Here is a 15,144-nt window from a genome sequence, read left to right on the forward strand (position 1 = left end):
CCCGTTACCCGTCGAGCTCCCCGAACAAGATCGTCGCCGGGAACGGGCTTTCCAGCGTCACGGCCTCCTGGTGGGTGTCGACCAGGCGGTACACCCGGGTCGCCCAGTCGAGGCGATACTCCTGAATCATCTTCACGTACAAACTCGCATCCAGATGGACGACGAGGTAGACGGGAATGCCCTCGTAGGCGTATTCCGCCAGTTTGTCGACGGTGTCGGTGTAGCCGGAACCGGGCGACACCACCTCGACGACCAGCAGGGCATCGCCGGTGGTCAGCTTCGTTCCGCGCTCGACACACCGATAGACGGTGACGTCTGGTCGACGAAACGAGAACGCGCCGTCGCGATTCTGCCGCCGGGTGAAGCGAACGTCGACATCGGTCGACACTCGCGTGCACGGGTCCTGCGGTTTCACCGCTTCCAGATGGTTGGCCAACCGGCGAGCGACGTCACTGTGCTCAGGAGAGCCGCTCTGACAACGAATGATGTTGCCGTCGATGACCTCGATGAGTTTGCGCAGCTCGTCCGGCAGCACGTCGTAGTCGGCCTCGGTCATTTCCAAGGCGCCCGGATCGTCGGCCCATACCGGAAGAACGCTCACTGACTGCCTCGCTCGGAGTAGGGCTATCGGTCGATGGTCATGCTACGCGGGCCGGTGGCACGGGCTGGTGATCGTTGAGAGGCCGTGGCGGGTTCAGGGGGTGGGTTGGGGGCGGGTGGCGGCGAGGGCTTCTTCTTGGATGCGGGGGAATTGGGCGGCCATGGCTTCGGCGAGGGTTTGCGCGGCCGAGAGGGGGCGGACCATGACCGTGAGGGCGTCGATCTTGCCGGTCTCGTCGTAGTGCAGGAAGTCGCAGCCGTTGACGGTCTTGCCGTTGACGGTGGCCTCGAAGACGAGGGCGTGGTCGCGCCCGTCGGCATCGCCGATCTCGCGCAGGTAGCGGAAGTCCTCGAAGACGCGCAGCACACCGCGCAGGATCGCGGTGGTGATCGCCTTGCCCGGGTAGGGCTTGAAGGCGACCGGGCTGGTGAAGACGACATCGTCGGCGAACAGCGCTTCCATCGCCTCGACGTCGCGGGCCTCGACCGCCTCGCGGAACGTGGTCATATCCCACCTCGCATATGCAACTCGTTGAATAGGATCGGCTCGACACTAACCCAGCAACCGGCCCTTTCACCAGGGGTGCATCCGATGCGGGTCGGCAGCGCGTGCCGAAACCGGCCCGCTCAGTGAGAACGCTTGGGGCGCTTGTCCATCAACCGCAGGATCAACGGCGTGAAGATCAACTGCATGGCCAGATCCATCTTGCCGCCGGGCACCACGATGCAGTTGGGCCGCGACATGAACGAGTCGTGCAGCATCGAGAGCAGATACGGGAAGTCGATCACCTTCGGATCGGCGAAGCGGATCACCACGAAGCTCTCGTCGGCGGTGGGGATGCTGCGCGCGATGAACGGATTGGAGGTGTCCACGGTCGGCACCCGCTGGAAGTTGACGTAGGTGTGGGAGAACTGCGGGCAGATGTATTTCACGTAGTCGGGCATCCGGCGCAGGATCGTGTCGATCACCGCCTCGCTGGAATAGCCGCGTTCGGTCTTGTCCCGGATGACCTTCTGAATCCATTCCAGATTGACGATGGGCACCACCCCGACCAGCAGATCCGCGTACTGCGCGACATTCACGCTGTCGGTGATCGCGGCGCCGTGCAGCCCCTCGTAGAACAGCAGGTCGCTGCCGGGCGCCAGGTCTTCCCACGGGGTGAACGTGCCCGCGGGCTGCCCGTAGGGTTCGGCCTCGCGCTCGTCGTGCAGATACTTTCGCACCTGCCCGACCCCCGTCTCGCCGTAGTCGCGAAACAACTGCTCGAGCTCCTTCAGCAGATTCGCCTCCTCCCCGAAATGCGAGAAGGTCAGATTGCGACTCTGCTCGGCCTCGGCCATCGCCAGCTTCATCTCGTTGCGGTCGTAGCGGTGGAACGAGTCGCCCTCCACCACAACGGCGTTGATCCCTTCGCGGCGGAAGATCTCTTGGAAGGTCCGCGTGACGCTGGTCGTGCCCGCACCGGATGATCCGGTGATGGCGACGACGGGGTGTTTGACCGACATGGCACCTCCTCGATGGCCGGACAGAACTCAATGCGGCGCGGGCCGGAACAGGGAGCGCGTCCCGAACAGTGAGCTGTCGAAGCTGGGCCCCGCGTCGGGCTCGCTGTGATAGCGCTCGATCCGCTCCACCTCGTTGCGCGAGCCGAAGATCAGCGGCACCTGGTGATGCACGTCCTCCGGTGGCACCTCGAGCACCCGTTCCCCGCCGGTGGTCGCCCACCCGCCCGCCTGTTCGACGATGAACGCGATCGGATTGGCGCCGTAGAGCAGCGAGACCCGGCCCGGACGCCGCGGGGGCCGGTTGTCGTGCGGATAGAGATAGACCCCGCCGCGGGTCAGGATGTGGAAGGTGTCGGCGACCAACGAGGCGACCCAGCGCATGTTGAAGTCGCGCCCGCGCGGCCCCTCCACGCCGTCGAGACACTCGTGCACGTACCGGCGCACCGGACGTTCCCAGAACCGCTCATTGGCGGCGTTGATCGCGAAACCTGAGGTGTCCTCGGGGATGCGCATGCGCGGGTGGGTCAGCACGAACGCGCCGATCTCGCGATCGAGGGTGAACCCGTCCACCCCACGGCCCGTGGTGAGCACCAGCATCGTCGCCGGGCCGTACAGGGTGAAGCCCGCGCACACCTGATGCACCCCGGCCTGCAGGAAATCGGCTGCCGCCGGCCCGGTTTCGCGCGGCTCGGGGGCGCGCAGCACGCTGAAGATGGTCCCGACGGGCAGATTCACGTCGATGTTGGACGACCCGTCGAGCGGATCGAACGCCAGCAGATACTTGCCGCGCCGATGCGCGTCGGGCACCGGATGAATCGCCGACATCTGTTCGGAGAGCAGCGCGGCCAGATGCCCCGTCCACTGCGTCTCGGCGACCATGATGTCGTTGGCGATCGCGTCGAGCTTGCGATGCACCGTCGGCGGCAGATTGTCCGGCTCCGCCGCGCCCAGCGAGCCGACAATGGCTCCCCTGGTCACCTGATTGGCGATGATCTTCGTCGCCGTCGCCACGACATTGACCAGGGCGGAGAATTCACCGGACGAGCCGGGATGGCGATGCTCCTCCTCGATCGTATAGCGGGTGAGCGTCTTCAGTCCTTCTGGCATGGGCGCCTCTCCTCACGCCGGAGCCCGCGCGGTCGGCCCGTCCGGCGGGTCGGTGGTCACTCGGCCGTGCTCGAACACGCTGCTGCCGTAGACATCCCGGTCGGTCAGCGTGATCAGATCGGACTTGCCGAGCGGGCGATGCAGCTCGACAAGCCGTTTCGCCTGCCGCAGGCGGCAGCGGTCCAGGGCGTTGCGCACGCTGCGCGCGTTGGAGAACCGCGGCCGGGCCATCCGCAGCGTCAGATACTCCGCGAACGCGGCGTGCGCGGCCGCGTCGAACCGGAAGTTCTCCCGCGCCACCATCAATTCGGCGATGCCGAGCAGTTCCGCGTGGGTGTAGTCGGCGAACTCCAGGTGGTGGGCGACCCGCGAGGACAGGCCGGGATTGGCGGAGAAGAAGCGCTCCATCCGATCCGGATAGCCGGCGAAGATCACCACCAGGTTGGCGCGCTCGCTTTCCATCTCCTGCAACAGGATCTCGATGACCTCCTGCCCGTAGTCGCGCTCGTTCTCCGGGCGGAACAGGTAGTAGGCCTCGTCGATGAACAGCACCCCGCCCGCCGCCTTGGCCAGCGCCTCCTTGGTCTTGGGCGCGGTGTGGCCGATGAACTGGCCCACCAGATCGTCGCGGGTGACGGTGTGCACCTTGGGTTTACGGATGTAACCCAGCGCGTGCAGCATCTCGGCCATGCGCAGCGCGACGGTGGTCTTGCCGGTGCCGGGACCGCCCGTGAAGCTCATGTGCATGGTGGGCCGCGACGCACTCAACCCGAAGCGCTGCCTGGCCCGATCGACCAGCAGCAGCGCCGCGATCTCGCGCACCCGGCCCTTCACGTTCGCCAGGCCGACGAGCTCGGCGTCGAGCCTGCGCAACGTCTCCTCGACGTCGTTACCCGCGATATCGGTCGAAAGGTCGAGCAGCGCATCGGCATCCAGCGGTTCCGGCTCGGCCTCGACGGCAGGCTCGGGGCGCACCGGCCTGCCGTCACCGGCGCCGGGGCGGTGCAGCCGGAAACCGTTCTGCTCAGCCGCCATACCGCCGCCCCTGGCGGTCGTCGGTGGCGTAGGAGTGGAACCCGTACTGCTGGCGGCGATCCGAGCCTTCCGCGCGGGTCAGCACGAAGCCGGGTTCGTCGGCCGGACGCTGCACCAGAAAGCTCAGCGCGGTGGTCTGCCTGCCGTAGCGGGCATCATAGGCCAGCACCCGGACGTAGTGGTGCGGGAAAGTCGCACGGCAGGCGTTGATCTCGGCGAGCACACCGTCGGGCTCGTCCAGATCGAACAGCGGCAGACCCCACATCTCCCAGTAGGCGTTACGCGGATGCGGATCGTCGGTGTACTCGATCGACACCGGCCAGCTGTTGAGCAGCGCGTACCGCACCTGCGCGGCGATCTCGGCATCGGTGAATTCCGGCAGGTAGGAAAAGGTTCCGTGACGCAGATACATGAGCGGGCTCCTGGGCGGTCAGCGGGTCGCCGTCGGCACCGCGTCGGGTGCGTCGGTGGCGGCATAGTCGAAGGTGACATCGCCCCAGGTCGCCAGCGCGACCTCGAGCGGACGGCAGATCTCGGCCGCCTTACGCAGCACGTCGGGCCCCTCCTTCAGCAGATCGCGGCCCTCATTGCGCGCCTTGACCACCGCCTCGAGCGCCACCCGGTTCGCCTCGGCGCCGGCCGCGATGCCCAGCGGATGGCCGATGGTGCCGCCGCCGAACTGCAGGATCACGTCGTCGGCGAACAGATCGAGCAGCTGATGCATCTGCCCGGCGTGGATACCGCCGGAAGCCACCGGCAGCACCCCGGGCAGGCTCGCCCAATGCTGGTCGAAGAAGATCCCGTTGGCCGGGTTGGCGGGAATATGGTTCTCCCGCAACGTGTCATAGAACCCCTTGGTCGTCGCCGGATCGCCCTCCAGCTTCCCGACGACGGTGCCCGCGTGCAGGTGGTCGACACCGATCAACCGGCACCACTTGGCCAGCACCCGGAAGCTCACCCCGTGCGTCTTCTGCCGCGTGAACGTCGAATGCCCGGCCCGGTGCAGGTGCAGCAGCACACCGTTGCGCCGCGCCCAGTGCGACATCGACTGCATCGCCGTGTAACCCACGGTCAGATCCATCATGATCACGACGCTGCCCAGCTCCTTCGCGAACTCGGCCCGCTCGTACATGTCCTCCATGGTCGCCGCGGTGACATTGAGGTAGTGGCCCTTGAGTTCGCCGGTGTCGGCGATCGCGCGGTTCACGCCCTCCATCGCGTACAGGTAGCGATCCCGCCACCGCATGAACGGCTGGGAATTGATGTTCTCGTCGTCCTTGGTGAAATCCAGTCCGCCCTTGCACGCCTCGTACACCACGCGGCCGTAATTGCGCGCCGACAGACCGAGTTTCGGTTTCACCGTGGCGCCGAGCAACGGCCTGCCGTACTTGTTCAGATACTCCCGCTCCATCACGACACCGTGCGGCGGGCCCTGGAAAGTCTTCACATACGCCACCGGAATACGCATGTCCTCGAGCCGCAGCGCCAGCAAAGGCTTGAAGCCGAACACATTACCGATGACCGAGGAGGTCAGGTTGGTGATCGAACCTTCTTCGAAAAGGTCGAGATCGTAGGCGATATACGCGAAATACTCACCCGGGCGGCCGGGCACCTCGTCGATCCGATAGCACTTGGCCTGATACTTCGTGTGCGCGGTGAGCCGGTCGGTCCACACCACCGTCCAAGTGGCCGTCGAGGATTCACCGGCGACCGCGGCCGCCGCCTCGATCGGATCGACGCCCGGCTGCGGGGTGACCCGGAACGCGGCCAGCACATCGGTATCGGAGGGCTGATAGTCCGGCGCGTAATACCCCATCGAGGCATACGACTGCACACCCGGATCCCACCGGTCCCGCTCGCTTGCTTCGGCCATCGTTCCTCCCGGGGTCGGTGATCGGCAGGCGCTTTCCGGTGATTCAGGTTGTGCGCCTTGCGAATTCCAGGATGACGGCAGCGTCGACAACAAACAATTTGATTGTTCCTGCGTAAACTCAACCGAAAAGTCAGGTTTCGGCGCGCACGGGATCGGGAAAACGGCGCGCGGCAGGGCGGAAAACTTCCACCGGCCGCTGCGAACACCCCGGAGCGCGCACCACTCCGGGGTGTTCGAGCGCGGCGCGGCAGGGGAGACACGCGCCGCGGTCGGGTTGACCCTGACAGCTCCGATGTTTCCACAGATCACCGCTCCCCCGACGCCGTCAATTCCTCTGGCACCAGAGTCACCGTCGATCTCTGCTACCGTCGGCGGATGGCAGCGGTCAGTGCAGCCAGGATGGAAACCTTCCTGGTCGTGGCCAGATTGAGCAGCATCCGGCGCGCCGCCGCCCAGCTGCACATCACCGAGGCCGCGGTCTCCGCCGCCGTCGCGCACGTCGAGAAACAGTTGGGCGCCAAGCTCATCGCCAAATCCGGGCGCGGGATCACGCTCACCGAGGCCGGACGGATCTACGCCGAATACTGCCGCAGCATCCTCGGTTTGATGAACGAGGCGCACGCCGCGGTCCAGCAGGCCGAAACCGGGCGACTACGCATCGGCGTCGTCGCCACCGCGGGCGAGTACGTGCTACTCGGCCCGCTCGCGTCGTTTCGTCACCGCTTCCCCGATATCGAACTCAGCCTCTCGGTCCACCCGCGCGACGTGCTGTTCCTCGAATTGCAGCACCACGAAACCGATCTCGTCATCGCGGGCCGCCCGCCCCGCAACACCGGCCTGGTCATCCGCGCGCGCCGGGCCAGCCGCCTCGTCGTCGTCGGCACACCGAATCAGGATCCCGCACACGCCACCTGGCTCTTACGCGGCCGCGGCTCCGGCACCCGCGACGCCACCCTGGCCCTGCTGGACCAACTCGATCTCGCCCCACCGACCCTGACCCTCGGCAGCCACGGCACCGTGCTCGCCGCGGCCCGCGCCGGGCTCGGCGTCACCCTCATCCACAGCGACGCCGTCTCCCAGGACCTCGACTCCGGTGCCCTGCACATCCTTCCGGTCACCGGCACCCCCATGGACCGCCCCTGGCACGCGATCACCACCCGCACCCCCACCCCCACCACCCGCCTTTTCCTCACCCACATCTGCGCCCCCACCGAAGTAGGCCCCGACGCCTTCGATCCCGCTTGAGGATTCGCGGTCCGGACCGGGCAGCTGGTCAGATCTCGCGGACGCCGGTGGGCGGCATCGGGATAGCTCGCCCCGCATACCGGGCGCGCCGAACTCCGGCCTCCGCAATGGCCGAGCAAGGCCGGGACCGCCGACAGTAGGGTTTCAGTCACCCAGGAAGCGTTGGAGTTCGGTGGTGACGAACTGAGGGTTCTCTTCGACGAGCCAGTGGCCCGCGTGCGGGACATCGGCGGCCTGGACGATGTTGGTCATCCGGGTCGCGGTGGTGGCGCGGACGGGGTCGAGCTGGCCCTGTGCGGTCAAGAGCAGGGTGGGAGCGGTCACCGGGGCCGCGGCTACGGTGTCGCGAACATCCTGGTCCAGCGCGCGGTAGAGCTCGAAACCGGCGGACAGGACCTCGGGCTTGCGGTAGGTCCGCGCGAACTCGTCGATCTCGGCGGGGGTGAACGGTGAACGGTCCGCGGTGCCACCGAAAGCCGTTCCGCCGAAGGACACCTGCGGGTAGAACAGGGCGAGGTATTCGCGCACGTCGTCGCCCACCACGGCTTCGGGCACGCGCCGCTGCGCGTGGAAGGCGATGTGCCAGCTCAGGGAGCGGTAGGTGGGTCCGTCGATCGCGGGACCGGGCAACGGCAGATCGAGATACCCGAGGCGTGCGGTGTCGGCCGGAAACAGGCTCGCGTACTGGAACGCGACCGCCGCCCCGAAGTTATGGCCGATCACCTGTGCGTCGCGCACCCCGAGCCGGTCGGCGATGAGCGTGTGCACGTACCGCGCCAAGGTGGCCTTGTCGTATCCGCTCGGCGAGCCCGTACTATCCCCCAGACCGGGCAGGTCGACGGCATAGACGGTGTGCTTCTCCGCCAGCGCGGGCATGATCGGCCACCATCCGAACCAGGTCTGCGGCCACCCGTGGATCAACACCACCGGCGACCCGCTACCGCCCTTCACGTAGTGCATGCGCACGCCGTCCACGTTCGCGAACTCGTGCCGGAAGGTGCTCTCGAACACCGAATCACCTTGCGTGGCACTGGCATACGGGGGCGCCGCGTCGGCAGCAGTCGTCGCGCATGCGGTGGTACCGGTGGCCAGCAGCAACGTGAACACGAGAGCCGCCACCGCGCGCGCGGAAAGCCTCGGCCGGGAGATGGATTTCATGGGTTTCCTGTTCGAAGTAGTCGAGTTGAATGAACGGGACTCGGCCGCGTCGCGACTGCATCCGGTTGCCCGCGTTGGCAGGCGAGTTGGTGTGCGAGCGGATAACCGCCTCAGCGACCGGTCGCCCCATCGATCAGTTCGCGAAGGATGTCGGCGTGGCCCGCGTGTCGCCCGGTCTCCTCGATCATGTGCACCAGCGCCCAGCGAACACTGGGCGCCGGACGTCCCGGGCGCGGGATAGGCGCGGCGAGATCCCCACAGCCGTCGAGGATTTCGTTCGACCGCTCGACGGCCGCCCGATAGCCCGCGACCACCTCGGCGACGGAGTCGTGCGGCGCCGCATGGAAGGTCGCCTGCCAGTCGGTCACGGTATCGCCGAGGAACATCGAGCGTTCGACGGCGGTCAGGTGGGTGAGCAGGCCGAGCAGATTCGTGCCCGATGGCACCGCGGCTCGCACCTGTGGTTCCGGTGCGCCGTCGACCTTCGCGGCAATCGAGTCGCGCAGATAGTCCAGGAACCCGCGCAACGTCTCAGCCTCGCTGTTGCCGGTTCGTGGCGGCGGAACGTCCTTACGGCGCTTGATGGTCGGCATGCCGGTCTCCTTTCGATGGTCAGGCGATGCGGCGAACGAGCAGCAGGCGGTCGATCACCTCGGCGGTGCGGCCGTCCGGCCCGCGCGCAACCCGCGCGGACGCGACCGCTCGGTCGAGTCGGCGACTGTTTCGACCAGCCGATCGTTCGGTGTCGGGTCGCCGGCCGGACGTGTCGCATAGACGCCGTCCCAGAACGTGACCGCCTCGGTGGTGCTCATCGGGGGCTCCTTTTGTCGATACGCGCCCAGTCTCGCCAGCGACACCAGGACTTGGCACGAAAACTTGCGGTTCCGGCAAGATGTGCGGCATGGACCGCGAAACCGAAGAAGTGCTCGGCGTGGTCGGCCCCCGCCTGCGCGCCCTGCGCCGCGAGCGCGGCATCACCCTCGCCGACCTCGCCGCGCGCACCGGCGTCTCCGAGAGCACCCTGTCCCGGCTGGAAAGCGGACAGCGCCGCGCCACCCTGGAATTGCTGCTGCCCCTGGCCCGCACCTACGACGTTCCGCTCGACGATCTCGTCGGCGCGCCGAGGACCGGCGACCCCCGCATCCACCTCAAGCCGATCCGCCGCTACGGCATGATCTTCGTGCCGCTGTCCCGGCGGCCGGGCGGAATCCAAGCCTTCAAGATGATCATCCCCGGCACGCCCGAACCGCTCGAGCCGACGCCCCAGACCCACGAGGGCTTCGAATGGCTCTACGTGCTCAACGGACACCTACGCCTGGTCCTCGGCGACCGCGACTACACCCTGCCCCCAGGCGAGGCCGCCGAATTCGACACTGCCGTCCCCCACTGGCTGGGCAGCGCCGACGCCGCCACCGTCGAACTCCTCATCCTCTTCGGCCCCCAGGGCCTGCGAGCCCACGTCCGCGCCGAACCACCCCAGCCGAAAGAGCATTAGCGATAGAGACCTTCGCCTCTCACATCAGTTGCCCCCGCATCGAGGCAAACTGGTCCGCCGCGTTCGGGGTCGGACACCTGGGTCACTTGAGTCGTATCGGTTTGTCGCCGAGGATGGTCGGATGTCGGCAGTGCGGTTCGTGCGGCGCGGGGATGGGCTCAGCTATGAGTTCGTCCGCGACGGGGAAGCTCATGGATTTCCGGCCTATCGACGGGTCGACCTCGGCATCTGGTGCCTGCGAATGCCGGACTTCGGCTGGGCGGTGTGCGCGCGGGACGGCACGGTGTCCAGTCGTCCATTCGACGACCCGGGCCAAGGCGAACTCCCGCCCGAGGGCGCGTGGGTCAGCCGTAAGGGCGACCGCTCGTATGTCTACGACCTCAGCCGTGTCGATGCTCCTGCCGTGACGGGACACGAATAGCGGAGGGCGGTGGCTTCGATCCGGAGGGTCCTGCTCTGGCACGGACAGCAGGCCCAAGTCCCGTCGATGCGACCGGCTACGCGATGTGGCTGCGGTACAAGGTATGCCGAAGGTTGGGCGCGGGTTATAGCTGGCCGTGTTGGGAGTCGAAAGTTACTGTACGGCTGCCTAGTTGGACTTGGGCGCCGGGGATGAGTTTTACCGGGTGGCCGGGGATGGCGCGGGACCAGTCCTGGTGGCCGGGTTGGCGGATGTGGGTGCCGTTGGTGGAGCCGCCGTCGACGACGGTGACATCCCAGTCGACGAGACGGATCTCGGCGTGTGCACGCGACATTCCACCGGAACGATCCTCGAGCCGCACCGGGTGCGCCCCGCGTGCCACCGCGGGTGCGTGTTCGGGTTCGCGTCCCAGCACGCAGTCGCTGTCGAGCACGAACGAGGTGCCGTCGTCGAGCAGCAGCAGACCGAGCGGCGGGCGCACGCCGTCGGTGAGCACACAGGTCAGCTGATCCATCCGGATACCGCACACCGCGCAGAACGACACCCGAGGATCGTTGAGATGGTCACGGGCACACTTGAATCCCTTCACCACCACACCCGGGCCGCGAGACTCCACTTCGGCGCGATGCGGCGTCCGCGCCGAAGTCGGCACCACGGTCTCCTGCAGGTCGATCTCCGACACCGCGCCGCCGAAGCGCACCGGCCCCGAACCGAGTTGGTCCTGCGGTCCGGTCTGCGATTGCGCCGAGGGTTTCACCAGACGCGGCGGCGTCACACTTGCCGACGGCCGCTGCGACACCGGCTCATCGGCCGCCACCGAGTCCTGCGGACCACCACTATCGCCGCGCTCCCCGCCACCCGCCGACGGCGGATACGAGGTCGGCCCCTCATCGGCCGCCACTGCATCCTGCGGACCACTATCGCCCTGCACACCGCGCTCCCCGCCACCCGCCGACGGCGGATACGAGGTCGGCCGCTCATCGGCCGCGACGATATCCTGCGGCGCACCGCCCTGCGCACTACCATCTCCGCCGCCCGCAGGCGGCATATACGCCGTAGGGCGCTCATCCGCTCCGCTCACCGCCCCCGCGACAGCCGCAACGTATTCGGTCGGCGCGTCACTGCCCGCGGGCGAGATCGGCGTGACGTGCCCCGCACGCGAACCACCCTCGTGCGACCCGCCTCCGGGCCACTTTTCGGCGGAGCTCGCACGATGCCGCACGACTCCGGCCGAATCGTCCGCAACCGAACCAGGCCGGGCACCGCCAGCCGGTTCACCACTGGCGGCTGAGCCGTGCGCGGTCGGCGAGGCGCCGGTGCTCGCACCCGAATGCCCTTCTCCCGCAGCTGGTTCGACCGCGTCGCCGGATACCGCCGCGTGTTCCGTCGAAACGGCACCGTCCGGCACGATATCCGGCGCCGCGAATTCCGCGGCCGCACCGCGTTGCGCGGGGCTCTCGTTCGCACCCGGCGCTTGACCACTGCCAGCGTCGGCCAGGGCCCGGCGGCCGAACGCCGGGCGGTGCGAGGCATCTCGTGAACCGCCGCCATCAGCGGGGTGCTCCGCCAACCCGGCCGACGAGGAATCTTGCGCCGCAACCCGGTCATCAAAGGGCGAGTCGGGCAAGGCATCTCGTCGGTGACCGGCAGCGGTCCCCGAACGCGAGGCCGACGAGTCATCCGGCGGAGTGCGTTGCCCGTGCGCCGAGCCGGGCGCATCTCCCTGCGGCGTGCCGCGTCCCACTGCCGGACCATGCGCCGACCCGCCGACAGACGACGGACCTGCCGCGCCACTATTCGGTGCCGCACCCTCGACCGGCGCAGCCGCCGTCCCATGCGCCTGCGCAATTCCGCTCACGCGACGTTGCCCACTGTACAAGGGTGAAACCTGCTGCGCGCCTGAGGAAGCCGCGTCCGGATCGACCGACGCACACTTGCGTAGATCAGCACTCCCCGCACCTGAGCCCTGCGAGAGGCCGGGTGTCGCGTGCGGCTGCCCACCGGCTCCGCGGATACCTCCGCCGGTAGGCACGGCATCAGACGACCACCCGCGCTCGCCCCCAGCAGTGCGCGCAACGCCCTCGGGTTCCGCACCGAACCACAGCACCGCCCCCGACCCCGGTGTCGTTCCCTCCGTCAACGCGAACACCCCACGCGCAGGCAAGCTTTCGATATCGAGACCGCTCTCGTCGACGAACAGGCCGACGCCCACCGCCGGGGCGGGCGTCACGACCCGGTCGACGGTGAATCCGGCTTCTCTGCCGCGCAACACTTCCGGCCGGGCGCCCCGGTCGAGGACCGCGCTCACTCCGCCGTGCAGGAATACCGCGATCCCGGTGTCGGTCGGGGTGAGCACGCCGAATTCGACTTCGTCCTCGTCGCCGCCGGCCAGGCTCATCAGCCAATTGGTGGCCAACCGCGCGACGGTGCGCCCACTGCGGCGTGGTTCGTCGATGGTGACCTGCCGGACGATCCCGAGCAGCGCGGTCATGGTGCGTCCCGCGATCGATGCGTAGGTGACGGGCGCCGCCGAACGGTGCGCGACGACGACGAGCACGCCGCCGGCGCTCGCGACGAGGTGGGCGCCGGGAAGGACCTCGATCTGCCTGTTCACAGGAACCTGCCACCTTGGAATCGCCAGCGATGGAACGGCACCCGCATCGGCCCGTTCACGACGAGCCAGAACACCAGCCAGGTCACGAGGAACTGGATGAGGAACGCGGCGAGCGGGGGGTGCAGGTGCTCGGGAAGCACCATGGTGGTGTTGTGCACGAGCACCCACATGAGTGCCCCCTCGTTGAGCACGGTCAGGAAGCCGAACAGCGTCGGCCAGTCCTTTTCCCAGCGGAACTGTTGCAAGAAATGGTAGAGCAACTCCCACAGCACGCCGACCAGAACGGTGGCCAGCAGCACCGACAGCGTCACTCGATAGGCCTGGCCGAGGCTCAGCGAACCGGTCGGCAGCAACGGCGTGATGACCAGCGCGACGAAGGCGCCGAGCACACTCAGCGCGAGCACCCGGGTTTGGATACGCCCGTTCAACGTTGGCAGCATCAGCTCAGATCTTCTTGTTCGTGACCCATGACCACCACTGGCTCGTCGAGCGCAGCGGACCCATCCTGCGGCAGAACCCCAACGCCGCGAGATCGTCGGCGATCTCCTGCGCCGCGATCTGCAACCCGAGGAACGTGTCGACGCCGATGAACGGCCCGCCGAGCGTCGCGCTACCGGATGCATAGATGCGTCCGGTGCCACTTCGGGTGCCGATCAATTCGAAGGTGGTGTCGACGTCGAGCCGACCGACCGGATTGCGCCCGGCCCCGGCATGATCGAGCAGATCGGCCAGCAGGCGGTGTTCGCGGATGTCGGCCTCGAGTCCGGTGCAGTCGATGATGTAGTCGACCGTGGTGTCGAACGGCTGGGTCGGCGGCGGCACCGGCAGTTCGGCGGTGCGGTCCGGCAGGATCGTGGCGACCACACCCTGGCGCCCCACGGCGGGCCGCGGCGCGCGCATGGTCCCGGCCATCACCTGATACCACCCTTCGGCTCGTCCGCGCCGCAACTGCTTCTGCCACGAGTTCCGGATCGGTGTGTTGGTGCCGGAGATCTCCCGGTACGCTTCGGCGCGCTGTTCACCCTGCAGGTTGCGGATCTTCTGTTTGAGCTGTCCGCCCCACACCGATTTCGGGTAGTTGAACCCTTGATACGCCCAGCCGTGCGCGCCCGGTCGCCGGTTGAACACATTCTTGCCGTGCGCCTTGGCGACATAGGTGCGGAACAGATGCAGGATCTGCGTGTTCAGGTGCAGCCGGTGCCGATCGTCGATGAGCCGCTGCAGCACCCGGCTCGCGACGATCCCGCTGCCGCGGATCATCACCGTCCCCGCTTTGCGCTGCAACGCTTGGTAGACGTGCTCGTGCGGCTCGTAGGCATTGACCACGCGGGTGGGATCGCGATGGGTCTCGCGGTACTCCTGCAGATCGGGCAGCAGCTTGAGTCCGGGATAGCCCACCGCCACATGCACATACGTGCTGCGGAACGCGACCCGCTTGGTCGGCGTGGAATCGGCGGGCGGGGTCAGGATGGTGAAGTAGCCGCCGCCCTCGCGCTTGCGCACCATGCGAACATGCCCGCGATGCAACGAGTTCGCGTACCCGATGCGGTGGAATTCGCGTTCCATCCCGACGAACGCCTGCCCGGCGCGCGGGGTGTAGTAGTTCGCGAAGATGGGTTCCACGAACACATTCCACAGCGGTTTGATCGACTTGTCGGCGATCGCCTCGCGCACCGCGTACGAGGGAAAGCCCCACATGTTGTCCGGCTCGGACGCGGAATCGCTGCGCAGTCGCTCGCCGCGCGGGATCTGCGAGACCCTGGTCAGATATTCGTACGACGACCACGGGTGCTGTTGCGGACCGAGCACCGCCATCGCCTGGGCGGGCACCCCGTAGATGCGCAGGGTGTCATAGGTGACGAACGAGCCGATCCCGCTGCCGATCGTCACGAACGGCACGTCGATCACCGGGATCCCCGCACCGTGCACCATGTCGTCGGTCCAGACGTCGGTATCGACGAGGACCTGTGTGAGATCACCCCGCATTACGGGGATGCTACCGGCGGATTCTTATGGATAACTTGCGATTACCCTGCAGATCGCGGGCGCCCGCGCCGACGCGCGGCGCGACCCGCACGACGCGCGAGAAA

The 15,144-nt window shown here is 67.6% G+C and carries 16 protein-coding genes; 3 read left to right on the forward strand and 13 right to left on the reverse strand.

Annotated features, from left to right (window positions below; genetic code table 11):
- Positions 1-4 precede the first annotated feature (4 nt).
- The 7 genes from F5X71_RS17795 to F5X71_RS17825 form a co-directional block, all read right to left on the reverse strand.
- Complete coding sequence (locus F5X71_RS17795) at positions 5-601, reverse strand: Uma2 family endonuclease (protein ID WP_167463039.1); 597 nt, start codon at positions 599-601, stop codon at positions 5-7.
- A 93-nt stretch (positions 602-694) separates the two neighbouring features.
- Positions 695-1,108 carry a nuclear transport factor 2 family protein gene (locus tag F5X71_RS17800; RefSeq protein WP_167463040.1) on the reverse strand — a complete coding sequence of 138 codons (414 nt, stop codon included), beginning with the start codon at positions 1,106-1,108 and terminating at the stop codon, positions 695-697.
- A 119-nt stretch (positions 1,109-1,227) separates the two neighbouring features.
- Positions 1,228-2,106, reverse strand: a complete 879-nt coding sequence (locus tag F5X71_RS17805) for a phosphoribulokinase (RefSeq protein ID WP_167463041.1) — start codon at positions 2,104-2,106, stop codon at positions 1,228-1,230.
- Between the two features lie 27 nt (positions 2,107-2,133).
- A complete protein-coding gene (locus F5X71_RS17810) occupies positions 2,134-3,213 on the reverse strand; it encodes a class 1 fructose-bisphosphatase (protein WP_167463042.1) in 1,080 nt (359 codons plus the stop codon).
- Between the two features lie 12 nt (positions 3,214-3,225).
- On the reverse strand, positions 3,226-4,248 hold the full coding sequence (locus F5X71_RS17815) for an AAA family ATPase (RefSeq protein ID WP_167463043.1): 1,023 nt from the start codon (positions 4,246-4,248) through the stop codon (positions 3,226-3,228).
- Positions 4,238-4,660 carry a ribulose bisphosphate carboxylase small subunit gene (locus F5X71_RS17820; protein ID WP_167463044.1) on the reverse strand — a complete coding sequence of 141 codons (423 nt, stop codon included), beginning with the start codon at positions 4,658-4,660 and terminating at the stop codon, positions 4,238-4,240. The genes F5X71_RS17815 and F5X71_RS17820 overlap by 11 nt, the downstream gene beginning before the upstream one ends.
- Before the next feature lie 18 nt (positions 4,661-4,678).
- A complete protein-coding gene (locus tag F5X71_RS17825) occupies positions 4,679-6,121 on the reverse strand; it encodes a form I ribulose bisphosphate carboxylase large subunit (RefSeq protein ID WP_167463045.1) in 1,443 nt (480 codons plus the stop codon).
- Between the two features lie 375 nt (positions 6,122-6,496).
- On the opposite strand from F5X71_RS17825, the gene F5X71_RS17830 reads away from it, so the two are divergent.
- Complete coding sequence (locus F5X71_RS17830) at positions 6,497-7,366, forward strand: LysR family transcriptional regulator (RefSeq protein WP_238815952.1); 870 nt, start codon at positions 6,497-6,499, stop codon at positions 7,364-7,366.
- Positions 7,367-7,510: 144 nt separating this feature from the next.
- Here F5X71_RS17830 and F5X71_RS17835 read toward each other — a convergent pair whose 3' ends face one another.
- The 3 genes from F5X71_RS17835 to F5X71_RS36625 form a co-directional block, all read right to left on the reverse strand.
- On the reverse strand, positions 7,511-8,524 hold the full coding sequence (locus tag F5X71_RS17835; protein ID WP_167463046.1) for an alpha/beta fold hydrolase: 1,014 nt from the start codon (positions 8,522-8,524) through the stop codon (positions 7,511-7,513).
- Between the two features lie 110 nt (positions 8,525-8,634).
- Positions 8,635-9,117: a DinB family protein gene (locus F5X71_RS17840; RefSeq protein WP_167463047.1), complete on the reverse strand. Its 483-nt coding sequence runs from the start codon at positions 9,115-9,117 to the stop codon at positions 8,635-8,637.
- Between the two features lie 54 nt (positions 9,118-9,171).
- Entirely contained in the window at positions 9,172-9,336 is a 165-nt protein-coding gene (locus tag F5X71_RS36625; RefSeq protein WP_203218318.1) for a hypothetical protein, read from the reverse strand.
- Positions 9,337-9,425: 89 nt separating this feature from the next.
- On the opposite strand from F5X71_RS36625, the gene F5X71_RS17850 reads away from it, so the two are divergent.
- Together F5X71_RS17850 and F5X71_RS17855 are read left to right on the forward strand one after the other, a co-directional pair.
- Positions 9,426-10,019, forward strand: coding sequence for a helix-turn-helix domain-containing protein (locus F5X71_RS17850; protein WP_167463048.1), 594 nt, complete (start codon positions 9,426-9,428; stop codon positions 10,017-10,019).
- Positions 10,020-10,140: 121 nt separating this feature from the next.
- Entirely contained in the window at positions 10,141-10,440 is a 300-nt protein-coding gene (locus F5X71_RS17855) for a hypothetical protein (protein WP_167463049.1), read from the forward strand.
- 124 nt (positions 10,441-10,564) lie between these two features.
- On the opposite strand, the gene F5X71_RS36995 is transcribed toward F5X71_RS17855, so the two are convergent.
- From F5X71_RS36995 to F5X71_RS17870, 3 genes are read right to left on the reverse strand one after another with little or no spacing between them, the layout of a single operon-like run.
- Positions 10,565-13,054: an FHA domain-containing protein gene (locus F5X71_RS36995; protein ID WP_238815953.1), complete on the reverse strand. Its 2,490-nt coding sequence runs from the start codon at positions 13,052-13,054 to the stop codon at positions 10,565-10,567.
- A complete protein-coding gene (locus F5X71_RS17865) occupies positions 13,051-13,494 on the reverse strand; it encodes a hypothetical protein (protein WP_167463050.1) in 444 nt (147 codons plus the stop codon). Before F5X71_RS17865 ends, F5X71_RS36995 begins: the two co-directional genes overlap by 4 nt.
- A 4-nt stretch (positions 13,495-13,498) precedes the next feature.
- Entirely contained in the window at positions 13,499-15,040 is a 1,542-nt protein-coding gene (locus tag F5X71_RS17870; RefSeq protein WP_167463051.1) for a hypothetical protein, read from the reverse strand.
- Between the last annotated feature and the right edge of the window lie 104 nt (positions 15,041-15,144).

The sequence above is a fragment of the Nocardia brasiliensis genome, from assembly GCF_011801125.1.
Lineage (GTDB): Bacteria > Actinomycetota > Actinomycetes > Mycobacteriales > Mycobacteriaceae > Nocardia > Nocardia brasiliensis_C.

Coding starts and splice junctions, on each gene's coding strand:
- F5X71_RS17800 (WP_167463040.1), bottom strand. CDS start 1,108: ATGACCACGTTCCGCGAGGCGGTCGAGGCCCGCGACGTCGAGGCGATG.
- F5X71_RS17805 (WP_167463041.1), bottom strand. CDS start 2,106: ATGTCGGTCAAACACCCCGTCGTCGCCATCACCGGATCATCCGGTGCG.
- F5X71_RS17810 (WP_167463042.1), bottom strand. CDS start 3,213: ATGCCAGAAGGACTGAAGACGCTCACCCGCTATACGATCGAGGAGGAG.
- F5X71_RS17815 (WP_167463043.1), bottom strand. CDS start 4,248: ATGGCGGCTGAGCAGAACGGTTTCCGGCTGCACCGCCCCGGCGCCGGT.
- F5X71_RS17820 (WP_167463044.1), bottom strand. CDS start 4,660: ATGTATCTGCGTCACGGAACCTTTTCCTACCTGCCGGAATTCACCGAT.
- F5X71_RS17825 (WP_167463045.1), bottom strand. CDS start 6,121: ATGGCCGAAGCAAGCGAGCGGGACCGGTGGGATCCGGGTGTGCAGTCG.
- F5X71_RS17830 (WP_238815952.1), top strand. CDS start 6,497: ATGGCAGCGGTCAGTGCAGCCAGGATGGAAACCTTCCTGGTCGTGGCC.
- F5X71_RS17835 (WP_167463046.1), bottom strand. CDS start 8,524: ATGAAATCCATCTCCCGGCCGAGGCTTTCCGCGCGCGCGGTGGCGGCT.
- F5X71_RS17840 (WP_167463047.1), bottom strand. CDS start 9,117: ATGCCGACCATCAAGCGCCGTAAGGACGTTCCGCCGCCACGAACCGGC.
- F5X71_RS36625 (WP_203218318.1), bottom strand. CDS start 9,336: ATGAGCACCACCGAGGCGGTCACGTTCTGGGACGGCGTCTATGCGACA.
- F5X71_RS17850 (WP_167463048.1), top strand. CDS start 9,426: ATGGACCGCGAAACCGAAGAAGTGCTCGGCGTGGTCGGCCCCCGCCTG.
- F5X71_RS17855 (WP_167463049.1), top strand. CDS start 10,141: ATGTCGGCAGTGCGGTTCGTGCGGCGCGGGGATGGGCTCAGCTATGAG.
- F5X71_RS17865 (WP_167463050.1), bottom strand. CDS start 13,494: ATGCTGCCAACGTTGAACGGGCGTATCCAAACCCGGGTGCTCGCGCTG.
- F5X71_RS17870 (WP_167463051.1), bottom strand. CDS start 15,040: ATGCGGGGTGATCTCACACAGGTCCTCGTCGATACCGACGTCTGGACC.